Source organism: Leucobacter sp. NPDC058333 (genome assembly GCF_042726155.1).
Taxonomy (GTDB): domain Bacteria; phylum Actinomycetota; class Actinomycetes; order Actinomycetales; family Microbacteriaceae; genus Leucobacter.
The window spans coordinates 188,767-206,756 of record NZ_JBHXHV010000001.1; the positions used below are offsets into that span (position 1 = coordinate 188,767).

Annotated in this window: 17 protein-coding genes and 1 tRNA gene; 7 read left to right on the top strand and 11 right to left on the bottom strand. The window is 62.0% G+C overall.

Features of this window, described 5'->3' with window-relative positions:
• Positions 1 to 15: 15 nt before the first annotated feature.
• The 3 genes from ACFWHR_RS00800 to ACFWHR_RS00810 form a co-directional block, all read right to left on the bottom strand.
• Positions 16 to 576 carry an RNA polymerase sigma factor gene (locus ACFWHR_RS00800; protein WP_382446370.1) on the bottom strand — a complete coding sequence of 187 codons (561 nt, stop codon included), beginning with the start codon at positions 574 to 576 and terminating at the stop codon, positions 16 to 18.
• A 97-nt stretch (positions 577 to 673) separates the two neighbouring features.
• The gene (locus ACFWHR_RS00805) at positions 674 to 1,672 is read right to left on the bottom strand and encodes a GlcNAc-transferase family protein (protein WP_382446371.1); all 999 of its coding nucleotides are present in this window, start codon (positions 1,670 to 1,672) and stop codon (positions 674 to 676) included.
• A gap of 9 nt (positions 1,673 to 1,681) precedes the next feature.
• A complete protein-coding gene (locus tag ACFWHR_RS00810; RefSeq protein ID WP_382446372.1) occupies positions 1,682 to 2,626 on the bottom strand; it encodes a hypothetical protein in 945 nt (314 codons plus the stop codon).
• A 233-nt stretch (positions 2,627 to 2,859) separates the two neighbouring features.
• Between ACFWHR_RS00810 and ACFWHR_RS00815 the strand changes: the two genes are divergently transcribed.
• Both ACFWHR_RS00815 and ACFWHR_RS00820 read left to right on the top strand, forming a co-directional pair.
• A complete protein-coding gene (locus tag ACFWHR_RS00815; RefSeq protein WP_382446373.1) occupies positions 2,860 to 3,492 on the top strand; it encodes a hypothetical protein in 633 nt (210 codons plus the stop codon).
• Positions 3,493 to 3,607: 115 nt separating this feature from the next.
• Positions 3,608 to 4,090, top strand: a complete 483-nt coding sequence (locus tag ACFWHR_RS00820) for a ferritin-like domain-containing protein (protein WP_382446374.1) — start codon at positions 3,608 to 3,610, stop codon at positions 4,088 to 4,090.
• Between the two features lie 55 nt (positions 4,091 to 4,145).
• Here ACFWHR_RS00820 and ACFWHR_RS00825 read toward each other — a convergent pair whose 3' ends face one another.
• The 4 genes from ACFWHR_RS00825 to ACFWHR_RS00840 all read right to left on the bottom strand — a co-directional run bounded on the left by ACFWHR_RS00825 (position 4,146) and on the right by ACFWHR_RS00840 (position 10,968).
• Complete coding sequence (locus ACFWHR_RS00825) at positions 4,146 to 5,921, bottom strand: HSP90 family protein (protein ID WP_382446375.1); 1,776 nt, start codon at positions 5,919 to 5,921, stop codon at positions 4,146 to 4,148.
• A gap of 5 nt (positions 5,922 to 5,926) precedes the next feature.
• Positions 5,927 to 8,164 (bottom strand): hypothetical protein, encoded by a 2,238-nt coding sequence (locus tag ACFWHR_RS00830; RefSeq protein ID WP_382446376.1) that lies wholly within the window; start codon positions 8,162 to 8,164, stop codon positions 5,927 to 5,929.
• 88 nt (positions 8,165 to 8,252) lie between these two features.
• On the bottom strand, positions 8,253 to 9,917 hold the full coding sequence (locus ACFWHR_RS00835) for an AMP-binding protein (protein ID WP_382446377.1): 1,665 nt from the start codon (positions 9,915 to 9,917) through the stop codon (positions 8,253 to 8,255).
• 103 nt (positions 9,918 to 10,020) lie between these two features.
• Positions 10,021 to 10,968 (bottom strand): AraC family transcriptional regulator, encoded by a 948-nt coding sequence (locus ACFWHR_RS00840; RefSeq protein ID WP_382446378.1) that lies wholly within the window; start codon positions 10,966 to 10,968, stop codon positions 10,021 to 10,023.
• Positions 10,969 to 11,103: 135 nt separating this feature from the next.
• Here ACFWHR_RS00840 and ACFWHR_RS00845 point away from each other — a divergent pair, with 135 nt between their 5' ends.
• Positions 11,104 to 11,508 (top strand): VOC family protein, encoded by a 405-nt coding sequence (locus tag ACFWHR_RS00845; RefSeq protein ID WP_382447734.1) that lies wholly within the window; start codon positions 11,104 to 11,106, stop codon positions 11,506 to 11,508.
• Between the two features lie 237 nt (positions 11,509 to 11,745).
• The gene (locus ACFWHR_RS00850; RefSeq protein WP_382446379.1) at positions 11,746 to 12,309 is read left to right on the top strand and encodes a hypothetical protein; all 564 of its coding nucleotides are present in this window, start codon (positions 11,746 to 11,748) and stop codon (positions 12,307 to 12,309) included.
• A 58-nt stretch (positions 12,310 to 12,367) separates the two neighbouring features.
• Here ACFWHR_RS00850 and ACFWHR_RS00855 read toward each other — a convergent pair whose 3' ends face one another.
• From ACFWHR_RS00855 to ACFWHR_RS00865, 3 genes are all read right to left on the bottom strand, one after another.
• Entirely contained in the window at positions 12,368 to 13,153 is a 786-nt protein-coding gene (locus ACFWHR_RS00855) for an SDR family NAD(P)-dependent oxidoreductase (protein ID WP_382447735.1), read from the bottom strand.
• Positions 13,154 to 13,311: 158 nt separating this feature from the next.
• Positions 13,312 to 14,199, bottom strand: a complete 888-nt coding sequence (locus ACFWHR_RS00860) for a LysR family transcriptional regulator (protein WP_382446380.1) — start codon at positions 14,197 to 14,199, stop codon at positions 13,312 to 13,314.
• A 133-nt stretch (positions 14,200 to 14,332) separates the two neighbouring features.
• Entirely contained in the window at positions 14,333 to 14,941 is a 609-nt protein-coding gene (locus ACFWHR_RS00865) for a hypothetical protein (RefSeq protein ID WP_382446381.1), read from the bottom strand.
• Between the two features lie 197 nt (positions 14,942 to 15,138).
• Between ACFWHR_RS00865 and ACFWHR_RS00870 the strand changes: the two genes are divergently transcribed.
• Positions 15,139 to 16,050, top strand: coding sequence for a hypothetical protein (locus tag ACFWHR_RS00870; RefSeq protein ID WP_382446382.1), 912 nt, complete (start codon positions 15,139 to 15,141; stop codon positions 16,048 to 16,050).
• Positions 16,051 to 16,277: 227 nt separating this feature from the next.
• Here ACFWHR_RS00870 and ACFWHR_RS00875 read toward each other — a convergent pair.
• Positions 16,278 to 16,360, bottom strand: a tRNA-Leu gene (locus tag ACFWHR_RS00875).
• 133 nt (positions 16,361 to 16,493) lie between these two features.
• On the opposite strand from ACFWHR_RS00875, the gene ACFWHR_RS00880 reads away from it, so the two are divergent.
• The gene (locus ACFWHR_RS00880; RefSeq protein WP_382446383.1) at positions 16,494 to 17,411 is read left to right on the top strand and encodes an FhaA domain-containing protein; all 918 of its coding nucleotides are present in this window, start codon (positions 16,494 to 16,496) and stop codon (positions 17,409 to 17,411) included.
• Positions 17,408 to 17,989 (top strand): FHA domain-containing protein, encoded by a 582-nt coding sequence (locus ACFWHR_RS00885; protein ID WP_382446384.1) that lies wholly within the window; start codon positions 17,408 to 17,410, stop codon positions 17,987 to 17,989. The genes ACFWHR_RS00880 and ACFWHR_RS00885 overlap by 4 nt, the downstream gene beginning before the upstream one ends.
• The last annotated feature ends 1 nt before the right edge of the window (position 17,990 follow it).

Here is a 17,990-nt window from a genome sequence, read left to right on the forward strand (position 1 = left end):
CCGTGCGAGCGAAATTCAGGAGTTCGAGGCGATCCACGCCTTCCGAAACCCGGCGCGAGCACGTTTAAGAAGTGCCGAGGTCGCGTTCTCACTGATTCCCAGCCGGGCGCTGAGTTCATGAACGGGCCGATCTTCGACTTCGCAGTACCACAGCACTTCCTGCCATCGCGCGGGGAGAGACGAAAACACCGAGAGCGCAGCCGTGTTGAAGAGAATCTCACCAGCGATGTCTTGCTGCGTATATCCGAGAGCTTCAAACACGTGATCCTCGGCGACATCCACCTCGTCGGTACTTCGTTTTCTCCACATGTTGATCGCGACGTTGCGCGCCGTCATGATCACGTAGGCGCGAAATGCAGTTTGTGGGCCCTGGCCGCCCTTGATTTTGCTCAAGACTCGCAGAAAGGCCTCCTGCGCCACGTCGTCAGGGTCGAGACCGGTAAACGACTGGGTCGCCGCGAGGACAGCTTGTGAGTGACGCCTCCAGAGCTCACCGAACGCATCACTGCACCCGGCTTTGGCGAATTCCAAAAGCTCTCGATCTGACGCCCCAGAGAGGCCAGCGCGTTCCTTCATCGTGTATGAATTTCGCTCGACTGATTTAGCAACGTTGGTTAAATGGATCGTTGAAAATTGGCGCACCTGTGAGCGGTGCCCCGGGCATGATTCCCAATTACGAGGCCGCTAATTTCGCGAGTGTGTCGTGAGGTCCGAAAATTTCGCAGTCGCGAAAGCCCTCAGAGAATGCGTTGAACTCGCGCTTGGTACGCGACGACCCCAGGTGCCGATCGTTCCCCAGGTCAAGCAGGTCCATCAATATCGCGATATTCGCGTCGTAGAGCCTTTGGAAGCGCGGTCTCAGGATCGGGTCTTCTTGCAGATTTTTCGACCAGTATTCGACGTGCATCCACTTGTGCCGCTCGTATAGATGAAAGATGGTGACCTTCGATGGCGCATATACGTTGTAGCCCGCGCAAAATAATCGAATAGAGTGCGCCATCTCGTCGCCGTAAAAGACGATGTCGTTATTGGGTACATCGATGCAGACTTCTCCCCGACTGAACTGCATTCCCCCTGCGACAATCAGCGTTCGTGCCAGCGGCGCAACATTGCTGCCGCTTCGAAGCGACGGGATGCCCTCAGCGTCCACGTGTGCCGCGATGATCTTGTGAGGCATCGTGGAGCTGTACACCTCTGCGCCCGCCGCAAAGTGGTACGTGGCTGGGTAGCAGGAGATGACGCCCCTGGGGTCGTCGGTGCGTTCCAGATCACTCATGAAGCGGTTGTCCCATCCGCGGAGAAATCGCATGTGCGAGTCAAGCTGGAGTGTGAATTCTTGCCCTCTCCACATTGCGTCGCACATGTTTCGCGCCCAACCGAGACCCAAGGATTGAGACCAGTGCACTTCGGTCACAGTGAAGCGCGGATCAGCGTGAAAGATTGCGAGCTGATCTCGGGTTTCATCCCCCACCTGGTTCACAATCGCGAACTCAACCCGTTCTGGGTGGTCTGCTGCGGCGAGAGCCGAGGCAATGGTTTTTATGAGCTCGGGGTCCCGATAGGACACGATCTTGATCAGAATTTTTTGGTTCGTCATGGTAATACCTGGCACCGAAGTTCCCGCGATGTTGGTGAGTGCCGGAGCAGCGAGCCCACGGCGCTGCTCCGGCAAATGACGTGGTTAGATCTGGCTCTGGCGGAACTTTCGACGCAGAGCAATGAGTCCCGCGCCCACAGCGGTCAGACCGACAGCGGCGCCGGCAGCGGCAGCGGTGTGGTCTTCCGCGCCAGTGTGAGCGAGCGCGGCAGTTTTCGCGCCTGTCGCAACGACGGGTGCAGTGGCTGGTGCCGGAGCAGGAACGGTTGGCTGTTCCGGCGTTTGCACGGCGGGCTGTTCCGGGTCCTGGGGCACCTCAGTGCCGCCGGGAACCTCAGGCTCAGTGGGATTCTCGGGTGTGACGGGCGTCTCGGGGACGGTGATGGCTACTTCGTGGTTGAAGCAGTTCCCGATTGCGTCCATGACCTGCACCTCAGAGGCGAGCACCGGCACGTCCGCGGTTTCATCTGACTCGGCGGCGACAGATTCTGTTTCGGCCGATTCGACAACTGTCTCCTCCCCACTTACGGAGGGCATAATCTCTTCAATGGGCGGCACGACGGTAGGGTCCGTAGGTCGCGTAGGTCGCGTAGGTCGCGTCGGAACCTGCCCGTATACGCAGCCTTCGGACTCCAGCACAGCGTCACCAACCGCGTCAACGAGAACCGAGTAGGTGTAGACGAACATGCCCGAATCGTCGAGATATCCGCTCACCGTGATGTTGTCCATGCTGATGCTCGTTGACATCGCGCTATATCCCGGCGCTGGGGTGATAGCGGTCACCGCGGGTGCAGCGGTGTTGTCCGCGTACCCCGCGATGCGATCCTGAGCGTTGAAATAGGTGCCTGCCGGGCCGCTGATGGTGACCGTGAACTCGACCGTGTCTCCCACAAGGGTGCTGTCGACGGAACTGGTCTTCTCAATCGTGAGCGACGCGGCGGCTATTGCGGCGGTTGGCACGGCCGAGCAGGCCGCCGCCGCAGCCATCACTGTGCCGAATACAGCCGCGCCTATCTTCTTCTTGCCCATTTTCCACTTCACCTCTCGTGGAGCGCTCGAGAATGCACTCGTAACTATGTAGACAAGATGAGCACCACAAAAATGACGGACTGCATCCAGATATTTTTAGAGATTTCCATGCAGGGGAATTTTGTTTTCACATTTTTGATACGCGCCAGGCATAACAGCACCGTGGTTCGCTGCGCTCTCACGAAAGGTCTCCGATACTGTGAGGGCACGACAACACGCATGGGAGTCTCACAGTGTCAAACATTTTGATTCACGACGTAGGCATGGGGATGGGGAACTACCTCAAGACCCGTCCCGATATTTTTCGGCCGGAGCGGTCGCCGCGACGAACGATTTTCTGGATCATCGTGATGTCTGTTGGCGTCGCAATTGCGATCACCGCGATCGTGAATCCCGAAGCGTTCGTTCGGGGCGGCCGCGAGAGTGTCGGTGTGCGAGGTGGTCTCGGGATGATCATCGCGCCGGTTGTCTTTATTGGTCTCGGCGTCACGGGAATTATCATGTGGTCTCGCCGTTGGCGCACGCCACAGGGCGGAAAAATGAGCCACGCGATCACGGTGTCGTTTGCTGCTGTCGATCCCGATCTCGTGTGGTCGGTCATCGAAAACGCGACGAGCGCCACCGATCCTGCGCTCACTGCCCTGCTCAGCGCGAGCCACAATTCCCCTGCCCAACCAGGATCTTGGTCGCTGGAAGTCATGCACGCTCCTGACGACCGGATCGCGGTCGCGATGGTCACGAGACAGGTGCAAAAGAAGCCCGGTGATCCAAATGGCGGTGTGCGGAGCCAGTTGGAACGTGAACCCGTAATCCGTCGCGACGAGCAGTTCATCAACTTCCGCGAGGCACTCGATGCTGTGCGGTGAGGAAGCCTAGTCTCACGAAACCATCATCATCTGCAAGCCCCTGGACCTCGGGTCGGAACCTTTTCAGAATGAGTGCCACGTCAGTTCCAAGTACCCGAACTAGGGAGTGAAAGACATGGCCCAGCAGCAGATCAGTACGCCCGAAGACCTTATCCATTACCAGGTCCGCAGTGCGCTCACGATGGAGCAGCACTCGCTCGAAGCTCTCGACGAGCTTCACGCCGCTGCGAAGGACGCGAAGATCAAAAAGCTCTTCTCCCACCACGCGGACGAGACCCGCGAGCAGATCGCCAATTTGACTCAGGTCTTCAAGGAACTGGGATTCGACGAGTCAAGTGCGCCCTCGCCGGCGACCACCGGCATCAAGAATCAGGCCGCTGCCCTGCTTGAAAAAGCAGAACCCAAGCTCCACAACCAGATCGCCCTCATGAGTGCACTCGGAAACGAGCACTTCGAGATCGCTGCCTACTCCGGGCTAATTCTGCAAGCGACCACCCTCGGCGCGAGCGGTGCGGCAAAACTCCTGCAGGAGAACCTCGACCAAGAGCAACACACGAGCGAGGAGCTGCTGAGCGCACTTCAGGAGTATCTGGCTTAGGTCTCGGCGAAAGGGACTATTGCGGCCCAGATCGAGAGCGGGCCTGAGCGTCGGTCTATGCGCCCGCGGCGGTGATCAGGGACTGCATGGCGCGGTTCAGCAGCACCGTGTCTTGCGGCGCGAGTCGTTCTCCCGCAAAGAGTCTGCCAATCACGTACAGGCCGGTGATCGCTTCGTCACGCACGTAGGTATCCGTCAACCGATCGAGTGCGCGGACGGCCGTGCTTGCGACGTTTATGACCAATCGCGGTCCCTCCGCTGCATCGCGATCTGTGGTCTCTCCGAGCTCACTGAGGAAATCAGCCCATGGATCAGCGGCATCATCGTCGAGTGCCTCCAGTGGCTCGCCGCCGCTGGCATCGATGAACACGACAGGCACTGTAACCGGGGCAAACTCGCGGAGGTCGAGTGAGACACCCAGTCGCTCCAGCACGGGACGTGCTTGGGTTTCAAGCGCCTGCGCGAATACACCATCGAGCGGCTTCGGCAACTGGTCGATAAACCGCCGCGAGTCGAAGGGCTGCAGGCGCGCGCCCTGACGAGGCCGTTCGGTGTGGCGCCTGAGTATCTCTCTGCCGTACACATAAGAGGCGTTGATGAGAAGTGTTCCGCGAGCTGAAAGCAGCGGGCCGAACGCCGTAAAGTCAGCCATTGAAGTCGTATACAGCAATGACTCCGTATCGCGTTGCATACGCGCAAGAGTCTGCTCGCCCTCGTTGGTCTCCCAGGTGACGCTTCGCACCACAAGTTCGAGCATTTCGTCGTCGCTAACGGCCATGGCCATGAGGCCCTTGGAATGTATGTTGAGAAATCTCGCGAAACCGGCCGGGTCTCTTTCAGCGAATCGCTCGATTCCTTCCCGGATCTGGCCGCCGATTTGCTCCTTTACCGCTTCAATTACGGCGGATTCTTGCAGGGCTTCGCGGGATGCGGTCAGGGGAAGATCACCCGCTTCAACAGCAAGCCGAACAAAATACGCCCACGATGGCACCAGCTGCACGCTGCTGTCAGTGACGAACATGCCTCGCGAGTACACGGTGTCCCCCCGACGGCTCCCGACCTGGCCCGGGTTGTCAGCGATAAACGCGATTCCTCGTACGCCCGCGCTCGGCACGAAAACTGGCAGCATTGCGAGCGGTCGGTAGCCGAACTCGCGGTGCGCCCACTCCTCCATTTCCGCGGTGCTTCCGCTCCACGGCGGCGTCTGCTGGCTGACGATCTCAGCGGGCAAGACCGGGCCGCGATTGAGCGAAACGGGTAAATCGAGAAGGCTTGCGAATCGCTCAGCCAGCAGCCGGACCCGGTGCGGGTGTACCCATTCCCGATCATCAGGCCGAGCCTGCAGTCGCACCTCAGTCCCCGGGCTTGGCAGCGGTTCGTCGGCTTGCCGAATTGAGAATGTGCCGTCCGCGTTTCCGACCCAACTGATTGTGAGGGCATCGGCTCGACGCGCACTGCGAGAGCGCACCTCGATACTGTCGGCAATGAGAAAGCAAGACAACAGCCCAATGCCGAACTGGCCAAGGTACTGACGTCGCGTCCGTGCGAAGTCTTCGCGCTTGCTTGAAGCGCCGATCGTTGCCAAGACGGCTCGCATCTCCTCTTCAGTGAGGCCGACGCCCTGATCACGCACGATCAGCTCACCTGAGGCTTCAACGACCTCAATCGTGATTTCCTCCGGTGACTCCGGCTCGAACTCGTGGCGCGCGATGATTGCATCGCGCGCATTCTGAATGAGTTCACGCAGATACACCCTCGGACTCGAATACAGATGATGCGAGAGAATGTCGACGAGTCCGCGCAGATCTACGCGGAAGTTTTCCCCGGTCACGTCATTCAATCTCGAGCTCCGAACGCGCGGTCACTGCGCAGCCAGCGATTGTGCAGATGCGAACTCCATTTCGCGTTGCCATTTCTGTCGTCGAGGTCGCGCCCGACGCCCTCCACCATTGCCCGCAGCTCGGGCCCGCGAGGGTCATGAGGGGCCCGGTCTTGGAGCACTCGACTGGCGGCGGCGAAGAGTTCGACCTCTGTGCAATCGCCCTCAGTGGCCCCTGCAAGTAGCGACTCGACAACCGGGAGAAGATCCCTGTCCGTTTCGGCGAGCCCCTCAAGCAGCGCCCACCCGGGCAGCTGCTCGAGTTCGTCAGGGTCGCCGTCGACTGAGTCGAGCAGATCGGCGAGCTTCTCTGCTCCGGAGTGCACGCCGTCGCGCACGTCCATCCAGCACAGCCATCCGATCGCCCCCCGTTGCTGCGCTTCTGTACCTTCCTCAGCGACCCGTCGCGCTGTCTCCCGCGCGATCTCAGGCAGCGGTATCGCCGCTTGCCCGATGGCTACGAGATCCAAGATGGTGCGATCGAATGGTTCCTGGCCTGCCTGAAGACTCTTCTGCATTGACGCGAGTTCCTCGCGCAATACCTCGTGATCGCCCACATGGGCGGCAATTTCTGCTCGCGCAAAATGAATGCGTGCGTTCGTTCCGCCCATCCACTCACGAATACGATCCTCTGCATCAATAAGCTCTTCGATCTGTGACCACGGCACACTTGGCGTGGCGATACCGTCAAGAACGGCGAGCAAAAAGGTCGGCGGGCCGTAGGCGCGATAACTCGCACTTACGGCTGTTGGGTCGTCGGCGATCACGCGTTGAGCACGCTGATACAGGTCGACGACCTTTCCGTTCGCCCCAAGCTGAGACGACTGCAGCGAATGGAAGAGTGGTACACAGAATCGGGTGGTGAGGCAGCGTAGCGCTTCTCCCTCCACCTCCAATTCGGCGGCGAGTTCGTCTGTGTCCGCCATCGTTTCCGTCGAGAGCAGTTCCCGGAACCGCCCAAACAGTTCGGAGTATTGATCTTGGAGGGCAATAGGGATGCGATCCTCGCGGACAGGTCCGTTTCGGCGGAGCCAACCCGCGCTCAGGATCCGCAGCGCGCGCGCCTGAACGTCTCCCCAGGTCTCTTGGTCGATGACGGGATCCGGTGTCGCTTCCACTCCCGCCCACCAGAAGGAGTCGAGCTCTCTGCGCTGTACGTCGGTACCCCCGCGCTCGTCATACGCTGCGGCTGCGGCTTCGGCCAAGGCTCGCAGGAGACGCGCTTCTTCCTCGTTCGGATCGGCGAGCAAGCGATTACGCGCCAACGCAGCGAGCGCTTCGAAGTTGTTCAGATCCAAAGCAAGGTTCCGAAGCACGTCATCGACGACTACGAGCGCAGCATCGGCGCGATGCTCCAGGATGGGAATGAGGTAGTCGGGAGACACCGATCGCGCGAGGACGTCTATTCCGACCCCTTCAAGCAATTGGTCCGCAATCCTTCGCGCCTCGTCAATATCGCCGGCGCGAAGCCGGAAGAACGCCAACATCGCGAGCAACGGAACAGCGTCATTGAGCTGGTCCGCACTCAGCCTGTCACGATCGATGCCCACCATGCGCAACCGCTGTTCCGTTGTTTCGATTGCGCGCCGCAGGTCGAAACTCGCAATCAGCGGCATTTCGATGGGGATCACTGACAGGTCATCGGCACGCCACTCCTCGCTGGGTTCTGCCCGCCAGCGTTCCACCCATTGCGCAGTCTGTCGGGTATCGCCACGAGCAGCAGCCACCGCTGCCCTGGCGACCATGACACCAACAGGATCGGTGCCTCGAGTGCGCACCTGCTTCTCGACGAGGTCAATCACCCGTTCGAGTTGCGCGAGGGAGATAGTCGGATCCTCCAGGATCGACAGGGTGCTGGTTGCGACAGCGTTCAACATCGTGACGACGTTGCGCGGATTGACAAAGTCGCCGTACCGGTCGATGTGGCGCATGAGGCGCACAAATGCCGTCAGCGCTTCGCGTTCCAGGGCACCGCTACTCAATGTCATGTGCAGCTCGAAGAGGCCGCTAGCGATAAGCGGCGCGAGACCTACGCGTTCGCAGTCAGCGATGAACTGCTCCATGGCCTCGATCTTGCCGAAATCACTGGGCATCGACCACAGCATGTCTCTGCGCTCGTAGAGTGACTGCACGAGTTCGCGTCGCTCACCCTCGAGATTCTGCACGTCGGCGTAACCAATCACATGGACCTCCAATTAATGGGTTCCTACTGCTTCTTCGCGGGTACAGACCACATAGTGATCGAGGCAATCACCACCCATACTACGATCGCGCGTCGCCAAACTACTGCGCGCGCCGCGCCGCAACCTCTGCCGCCGCCTCGGCCTCTGCCCGTTCACGGAGCACAAAGTGCTGCACCTTCCCGCTTGGGTTACGCGGCAACTCCGACACAAAGTCGATGCGGCGCGGGCACTTATAGATAGCGAGCCCCTCCTTCACTGTGTCGAGGATCTCAACGCGCAGCGCATCCGAGTCTTCGATGCCCGCGCGCGGCACCACGAAGGCGTTGACGATCGTGCCGCGCGTCGGGTCGGGGCGAGCGACGACGGCGCACTCGAGCACGTCGGGGTGCGAGGTGACGGCCTCTTCCACCTCTGAGGCACCCACGTTGTACCCCGCCGTGACGATCATGGAATCGGTACGCGCGTAGAACGTGAAGTAGCCGTCCTCGTCCATGACGAACGTGTCGCCGGTAATGTTCCACCCGTTCTGCACGTAGTTCGCCTGACGCTCGTCGTTCAGATAGCGGCAGCCGGTCGGGCCGATAACGGCGAGCCGCCCGGGCACTCCGGCTGGGACCGACTCGCCGTCATCACCGACCACCGTCGCCCGGTAGCCAGGAACCGCGCGACCCGTGGCGCCCGGTCGCACGTCGCCACCGGAGGCTGAGATAAACACGTGCAGCATCTCGGTCGACCCGATTCCGTCGACCAGACGCAGTCCACTCGCGGCCTCGACGTCGTCGAATGTCTCCCGCGACAGGTGTTCGCCCGCAGAAACGCCGAGCCGCAACTTGCGCAGTTCGTCAGCGAGGCCCTCTTTGACCGCTCCTCGGTACCCGGTGGGCGCGGTGTAGAGCACTGTGATCCCGAGCGGCTCAATGAGCTTCGCGAGCTCGATGGGCGTTGCCCGTTCGAGGATCACGGCGGCACCGCCCGTGCGCAACGGGAAGACGACGGCACCGCCGAGCCCAAAGGTGAAGGCGAGCGGTGCCGTGGTCGCGCTCACGTCGTGCTCGGAGAGATGGAGCACCCGCTTCCCAAACGTGTCGGCGTTCGCAAGAATGTCGCGGTGGAAGTGCATGGTGACCTTGGGCACGCCCGTCGTGCCGCTCGTCGTGCCGAGCAACGCCACGTCATCGGCGGCCGTATCGACCGCCGTGAAGTCACCGGGCTTCGCCTCGCACGCCCGCTGCAGTTCGTCGTCGCCGCCGCCCGCCACGATTACTCGCACCCCTGCGAGCAGCCCGTCGATTCGAGCGGCTTCAACGTCGTCGAGGCCGCGATGGTCGGCGACGAGTACGGTCGGGCGCACTCGCTCAGCCACCTGCCCAATCTCCTTCTTACGCCACGCAACCATGGTGGTGACCACCACTGCACCGGCCTTCAAGACACCGAGCCAGCACGCGACCGCCCACGGTCCGTTCAGCATGCGCAGCATCACGCGGTTGCCGGGCACAACCCCAAAGTCCTCGGTCAGCACCCGCGCGAACTGGTTCGCCCGGCGCTGTAGTTCGGCATAGCTCCAGCTACTCCCGATGCCCGTAAAGATCGCCGGCCGATCCCCGCCGTGCTCGGCGATCGTGCGATCGACGAGTTCGGTGCCTGCGTTCAGCCGTTCCCGGTACTGCACCTCCGGGATCGTGAACTCGAGCATCGGCCACTGCTCGAACGGTGGCAGCGAATCCCGAGTGAACGTATCGACGTGAGCGGATGGCGAAAGCTTCATCGCGGGTCTCTCCTCCGTTGGCGGACCGGTCTGTCTGCCATCGTCCCGTCGATTACTCGCAGCCGCTATGCCATATCCGACGCGGCTATCCCGAACGCGACACTCACCGTGCGGCGCGCTGCGCCGTGGTCGAGGGTGTCTCTCCGAAGCGCTCTCGATACTGTTGCGCGAAGCGGCCCGCGTGGTAGAAACCTTGGGCGGCAGCGGCATCGGCGACCAGGATGCCCTCTGGACCGGTCTCCAGATGCGCGCGCACGCGATCGAGTCGCCGATTTCGCAAGTATCGCGTCGGGCTCATGCCTGCTTCTTCCCGGAACAACCGTTCGATCGTACGCAGGCTCACTCCCATGCGCGCAGCGATATCGCCGGCCGTGGGCACCTCATAGTCTGGAATGGCGTCGATCGTGTCGAGCGCACGCGAGAGCATCGTCCGGCTCGGCGCGACTTCCTGCGAGAGCAGACCCGAGTGATTGTGTGCAACCCGCTGCAGCAGCAAATCGAGCCCGATTTTCCCCAGATGGTCGGTGGATGCGGCGGGGAGCACGTCGTCGCGCACCGCCAGGTGAATGATCTGAGACCACGCCGATTCGACCTCCGACGGCAATGGCCGCAGCTCGAAACGCACTTCGGACTCGAGCTGCGCCCCCACCACCTCGCCAAACCGCGTAGTGATCATGGCGGGATCGAGGCGAAGCGAGATCTGGGCGAACGCCCGGTCGTACTCATATCGGGTCGGGCGGTTGCCGGAGACGATCAGCGTGCGCCCCGCACGAAGCACACTTGTTTCCCGCGCCTGACGAACGTTCGCTCGACCACTCACCGCGTGTTTGACGAGCGTCATCCCCTGGAGTTCACCCGGATCGACTTCGACGTCAGCACCGTAGGCGAGGGAAACGAGCCCAGCCCCCATGCCGTCCGTCGCGCGCAGGCGCATAGCAACCGGGCCCGATGCGATGCTCGACTGGGGAACGACGCGAAGCGTGTGATCGCAATACACCCGCGCGACGGCCGAGACGGCTTCATCAATGTCTGCCGTGCGGCACGTGATCATGCGTCACCCCGACTCCGTCGTCGTTCGTCGGAACCCCAGTGCTCCGACTGCCAGTGTACGTCAGCCGACGCCGGCAGCACCCGACGCGGAATAGCGCCGTTGACGGATGTACTCGTGGTTTGGAAGTATGACGGAATGAGCCTCTTCATCACCTGCCCTGTCGAGAGCGTCGAGCGCGCGACCGCCTTTTACAACGCCCTGGGCTGGACACTCAACGCAGAGATGTCCAATGACAGCGTGTCGTGCTTCGAGATCGCGCCCGACCAGTACGTCATGCTCGGAAGCCGGGAGATGTATGCCAGTGTCGGTGGTGTCGAAGAGCTGATCGGTGGGCCAGAGACGCCCTCAAAAGTCACGGTCTCGTTCGATCTCGGTAGCCGTGAGGCGGTTGACGAACTCACGGAGCGAGCAGGTGCCACGGGCGGACGGATCGGTGACACCGACGACTACCCTTTCATGTACCAGCGGCAGTTCGATGACCCCGATGGGTACCACTACTCACCGTTCTGGATGAAGCCGGAGCCCGATCCGGCCGCGTGAGTACGCGTTAACCAAATCGACTACGTCCCTCCGAATTTCTTTCCGCATGAGATTCAATTCGTAGCGTTCGCAAGGGCCCGTTGAGGGTTGCGAGGATAAACTTTATGAAAACAATGTGTTTTTATAAGTTGATCAACGAATTAATTGTTAGGCTGGCATATCGGCACTTCTTGCCGGGCGAAGCCGCACTGTTAAGTGGGGCTTCGATAGGTATTAGTTCACGAGAGGCGCCATCCCATGACGAAGTCGAAATGGTCTGCAAGTCTACGAATTGTCGCCGCTGGCGTGTTTTCTCTCGCGTTGTTGGGCCTGCCCGCAGTGGCGAACGCGACTACGGAGCAGAACGAGGGCATTATCGAACTTGGCCCAGGTGTCACCACTTCCTCGCCTGCCGGAGAGGCGGCCATCGATGCTGCACTATCAGACCTTCAGGGGACACAAACTCAAGCAGAGATTGATTCCCTGGTTGATCTAGGCAACGCCACCGTTCTGTACGACCTCGAATCGGGGGTGGACCTTGCCGCGATCTCTATCGCTCCAAAGCCAGGACCATTGGGGCGAGCGATTACTGTCGTTGGGCCGGGTTGCAGCAGCACGTCAATGTGCCTGACCAACAAGAACCCCAATGGATTTGCGGGCTCAGGAACTCGCTCAGTCAACCTGAGCGGAGTCACTAAAGCGTTTGCCGGTGACCGAATTGGATCGATCACCCCTTCAAGCGGCCCCGTCAAGGTAATGGCTAAAGGCGTCACCCTCAAGTTCGCGTCCCCAGGGACGGTCGTTTTCATCACAAGGGGTTGAACGCACCTTGGGGGAACGCGCGCACCCTGCCTGTTTCGAATGCGTTCGCTCCAAGGCGTCAGTGGCGTCCCGCCATCACCCCGCCGTCGGCGTCCCAGATCGCTCCGGTCACCCAACCGGCCCTGCCCGACAGCAGGAACGCCGTAATCTCAGCAATTTCCTCGGGTGTCCCCACCCGCCCGATCGGGTGGAACGAGTTGAACCCGCTGATTGCTTCGGCGACATCATCTTTAGGGATGAAACCCTCGTAGATCGGGGTTCGCACGACCGCGGGCGCGATGGCGTTCGCCCGAATGCCATGCGGGGCGAGCTCGATCGCGAGGTGCTGGGTCAGCGCATGCAGACCAGCCTTCGCCATCGAGTAGGCCGATGAAGGCGTTGCCGCGATCGCCTGGTGGGCCCACATCGAGCCAAGGTTCACGATCGACCCCGTGACTCCAGCATCGACCATGTTCGCGGCCACGGTCTGCGTAATAAAGAATGTCGAACGACTAAGGTCCAGATACGAGTCGTAGTCGCTCACCAAGTGCTTGAGAAAGGGCTTGGGAACAAAGACGCCCGCGGCATTCACCAGCAGCGACGCATCGGCGTGCTGGCTCGACAGTTCATGCCGGACACCTTCGACGGCCGCGAAGTCATTGAGATCCACTGCGATCGTGTGAACGGTCGCCCCGGTCTTCGTCAGAGCCTCCTGCGCCGCGGCGAGCTTCGCCGTATTGCGGGCGATGACCACTACCTCGCCGCCGGCTGCTGCCACGAGTTCAGCCGCGGCGGAGCCCATGCCACTGCTCCCGCCAACGACGATCAGCTTCTGTCCGGTGAAATCGAATGCCTGATTCTCCATGTTCGATTTCCCCTCACGCGGGGTGGTCTCGAGGTTGGCCATGTGAGCTCCTTCAGTCGGTGGCGGCACGTTGCCTGCACTTCACCAAGCTAAGGAGAGCCCGGGAATCGCGGTAGGTGCGTCCGATGAATGAGGCCATAAACTCCGCGAATGCGCCGCTACACGGACTCGTGTTGCAACATCCTGACGAGGGCGTCAAGCTCAACGCCCAGACCAGAGGTGGGGTTCCAGACGGCCTCGTAGAAGATCTCCACCTCCATCCCGTCATTGACAACCGGTCGGTACCCTCTCTCGCTGACGCGTGAGATGGGGAGCAGCGCCGCCCCGAGTCCGAGTGTCGACCATTCTTCGAGCACCCGATAGCTCGCCGCTTCGCCGGGATAGGCATGCATCGGCAGGTCGCGAGAAGCCAGAAGATCGCGTGTGAAGGTGGTGAGCCCGCAAGTGTCGGGCACGAGGATCAGCTGGCGATTGGCGAGCTCCTGCAACTCGATCGGGTCGCTCGTCTCCGCGTTCGCTTCCACGAACACGACCTGTTCGGAGTCGATAGCTCGGTGCTCGTAGCGGGGTAGCGGGCCGACAGAGGGGATCACGATGAGATCGAGATCATCGGAGACCAGTGCGTCCTGCAGCTCAGAAAGGTTCGCCTCCCGCAGCACGAGGTCCCGCGGTTTAGCTACCGATTCAAGGCAGCAGACGGCGTTGTAAGCCTGAGCGATGAGCTTCGGGCTGATGAGTGGGGACACCCCCATCCGGATCGCCCCACCCGTCGGTTTCGTCCAACGCCGCGCCTCCGCCGACACGTTATCGAGACTTTGGATCGCGCTTTCGATGTGCGGAAGCATGTGCCTGCCGAACGGGGTGAGGGTGACTCCACGGGGAGACCGCTCGAAAAGCCGTTCTTCCAAGGTCTCCTCGAGCCGTGCGATCCCGTTCGACAGGGCGGGTTGAGTCACGCCGTAGGCGCGCGCCGCAGCACTGAACGAACCCGTTTTGGCGACCGCCCGCGCGTACCGCAGACTCTCCGTATTCTTCCGCTCAGCCATGATCGCAGCGTATCCCCCTATTCGGGTGACCGGCCGAACGGCGAGTGGTCGTTGGCATCGTCGCCGCGCTGAACCCGACTTCCGCCGCGCCTCACTCCCCAACAAGCGATGGATCAGGCGAGACCAGCGACAATTACGAGTGGAGTGACAGGACCGTCCCGCTGAGACGGTACAGCGCCGGAGTGACTGGCTTCCCGGCTCCCGCCTGGAACACGTCTTCGGCTCGGGCGGAGAGTTCGGCCACAGCATCGGGGTCATCAGCACTACACAGGTAGACGCTCGTTCGACGGGGGACGGCGACGATCAGGTCTCCCGGGATGTCGATCGTGGGCCGCCACCGCTCGGGATCCAACACAAGTGAAGCGCTCAAGTCCTCCTCGTCAGGCACCGTGAGGATATAACGGCCGTCCCTACCCATCACGCTGATATTTCCTCGCAGGCGCAGATTCCCGACCGCCGCCGCCTGAAGAGCTTCAGGCCCACCAAACGTCTCGACGTCGCGCTTTCTGACCGCTTCCCAGATGTGGCCGGGGTCAACCGCGAACCACACGTGCAGCCCCTCTACTACCGTGAAAGAGGCGGGGAATTCCTCGGGCGGGAAGCCCGGAGTCTGAGCGAGCAGGGTCTCATTCGCCTCTAGCCACTCCGATCCCGCCATCAGCGGCACAACCAGGTCACCCCGAACAGGCGACGCCGATCCGCTTGCCGGCTGCATCTTCTTTGACCGTGAAAACAGACCCATACCCGCTCCTCAACCATCCCAAATCGCAGACGGTGGCGTTGTTTCACCACCCACACAGATCGTGACCATCCACTCGGACCCTGGCGAGTCCGATGCTACTCGTCCGCCTTCGCTCTGACATATGGTGCCCTGGCCGTCACCACAACACAGTCAGGCACCGGCGGCAGCTCAACTTCATTTGTTGGCATACTTCACCCATGACGATCTCACAGAGAGACAGCTCACAGCATCTCTCGCCCGTCCCTAAGCCGAGCTCATCAGCTCGCACTGGTCGACTGTCTTGGGCGATGGGCTTCCTCGCTTGCCTCCCCGTACCGATCGTGAACACCCTGGTCGCTGGCTTCGTCATGATGTGCGTCTACCCCGCGACAGCCCGCAAGGGACCGCCGCAGGCCGCTGAGAACGCCCGAAATGCTGCGAACTGGGGCCTAACGGTCGTCGTTGGAACCGTAGCAATCGTGGCGTATATGCTCGCGATGGGAATCGCCGACCTCACCCGCAGCTTCCTCCCGCTGGGGTGGGGAGTCATCGGGTACGTTGCCCTGTGTATCGCGCACCTCGGTGTGACCATCGCGGGGACAGCGCGCTCGGGACGACGCGTGTTCAGCGGCGTAGTTGCCATCCCGCTCTTCCGACCTCCGAGAGACCCGGCCAACGCGCGACCGACTGAACGGCCCGATTTCCGCACTCGCCTCACTCCTCAACAAACGGCGGATCAGGCCGTCCTCGACGAAGCGTCCGCTCGACGCGCACAAGGAGAGCGGGTCAAGGCGCTTCGCGGCGTCACCGATGGCGAGCTCCGGATTTATACACGAGCAGAGGCGGGCCCGGCCTGGAGCGAGAGCAGCACTTCTCGGGCCGTGTACTCCGTGAGCGGGATCAGTGCGTTGGTAGCCATCGAGTCGGCGATTCTAGTTATTCTCATCATCGCGATGATGGGCTCTAGCAAGAACGATGGGGGCGTGTTCGTCGTAGGACTTGTGGTCTACGGCACCGTTTGGCTAGCCAGCGCAATAGTGCTCACAAGTGCCGTCCACGCGAGACTCCTGCGACGCAAGCACGGCCTGCCCGATCCGGTCCAGGGCAGCGGACACCCCTTCAAGGCCTAGGCCAGACTCGTCCCACACTCCTGTCCCACACCCCTGCGAGCGGGGTAAGTTTCGCCGCGTGTTGCGAACGCAACACGCGCGACAAGTTACCCCGCTCGCGGGGTGCCCCGCTCGCGGGGGTGCCGGGTTCGCAGGCACACGCACGCGCGCACCGATCGGCCGTAACAACGCCACACAACGCAGTAGGGCCCGAAATCGTTACCGATCTCGGGCCCTACTGAATCTCGTGCGCGAGGGGGGACTTGAACCCCCACGCCCTTGCGGGCACTGGCACCTGAAGCCAGCGCGTCTGCCATTCCGCCACTCGCGCGAGTCGTTCCTGAGCGCTACCACTCAGACAACTCCCCTAGCTTAGCAGCCGAGGCCCGACTCACCAAAGCGGGCTAAACTAAAGCAAACCGCCGCGGGTGTCGCCCGCGGCTGCGACAGGAACGGAACGATACGTGGGCATACTGGACAGCGTCGAGCGCGGGCTTGAGCGTGCCGTGAATGGCGCGTTCGCTCGGACGTTCCGCTCCGGTGTGCAGCCAGTCGAGATCGCCTCCGCGTTGAAGCGTGAGCTCGATATCGGCGCGGTGATCGTCGACCGTGACCGCGTGCTCGCGCCCAACAGGTTCGTCGTCCGCGTGTCCGAGAAAGACGCGGATCGCTTGCATCAGCTTGGCGCCACCCTCGAACAGGAGTTGCGCGGCGTGATCGTGAAGCACGCAAAGCGTCAGAGCTACCAACTGCTTGGTGAGCCCGACGTCGAAATTCGTCGCGACAGCTCAATCACCGTCGGTGTGCTGCAGGTCGACGCCTCACGTGTCGAAGGCGCTGTCGACTGGGTAGCGGCCGTCGATGTCGATGGCACGCGGCACGAGCTCGCTCGCGGCACGACCACCGTTGGCCGCGGCAGCGACTGCGGCATTCGCATCACCGACAATGCCGCGTCACGTCGGCACCTTGAGCTGATCTGGGACGGCGCTGCTGGCATCGCGCGCGATCTCGGGTCAACGAACGGTTCGAAGATCAACGGGCAGCGCTTCCGCGAAGCCGCCCTCTCCCCCGGCACGATCATCACGATCGGACAGACGAGCCTGCAATTCCAGCTCGTACCCGGTCGAGATTCAGTTGCCGCGCAACGACCCTCCTCCGCAGCACAACGCCCCGCACCGCAGAGCCCCGCGGCACCGCAGCAGGCTGCTCCCAAGCCCAAGCCCACAGCCCGCAAAACGGCACCCCCGGCCGCCCCGGTCCCCGCAGATTTCCCGGTCACACCGCCCAGCGCGGGCCCATCGTCGGCCCCGCGCACCTCGAACCCGGGCCCCGCTTCCGACGCGGCGCCCGGCATCGACGAAGACTTCTGGAGAGGCCTGTGAGCGAACTCACCCTCCTGATTCTGCGCATTGGCTTCTTGCTGGTGCTGTGGATCTTTATTTTTGCCATCGTCTACGCACTGCGCAGCGATCTGTTCGGCGCCCCGGTGCGCCGCATGAAGGGCGATGCCTCGTCGCCGTCAGTGCAGGCGGTCACGCCGCAGGCCGCGCCGGCGCCGTCCAATGCGGCGGCAGCCCAGTCCATTGCGGCAGCGCAGGCTGCGTCGCAATCTGCTTCCGGCCCCGCCATCACCCCGAGCGGCGGTGCACTTCCCTCGGCTGGCGGGGGCGCAGCGCGGCACCTCGTGATCACATCGGGCGTCGCGGCCGGCACGTCAATCGTTCTCGACGACGACCTCGTCACGATCGGCCGCAGCAGCGATTCGACCCTCGTGATTGTTGACGAGTACACGTCCACTTACCACGCACGCCTGGCACGCACGGGCGATGAGTGGATCCTCACCGATCTTGATTCCACCAATGGCACCCGGCTCGACGGAACCCGCGTCACCAAGTCGTTGCCGGTTCCCCCGTTCACGCCCGTCACCATCGGCACGACCACGTTCGAGCTGAGGCCCTGAG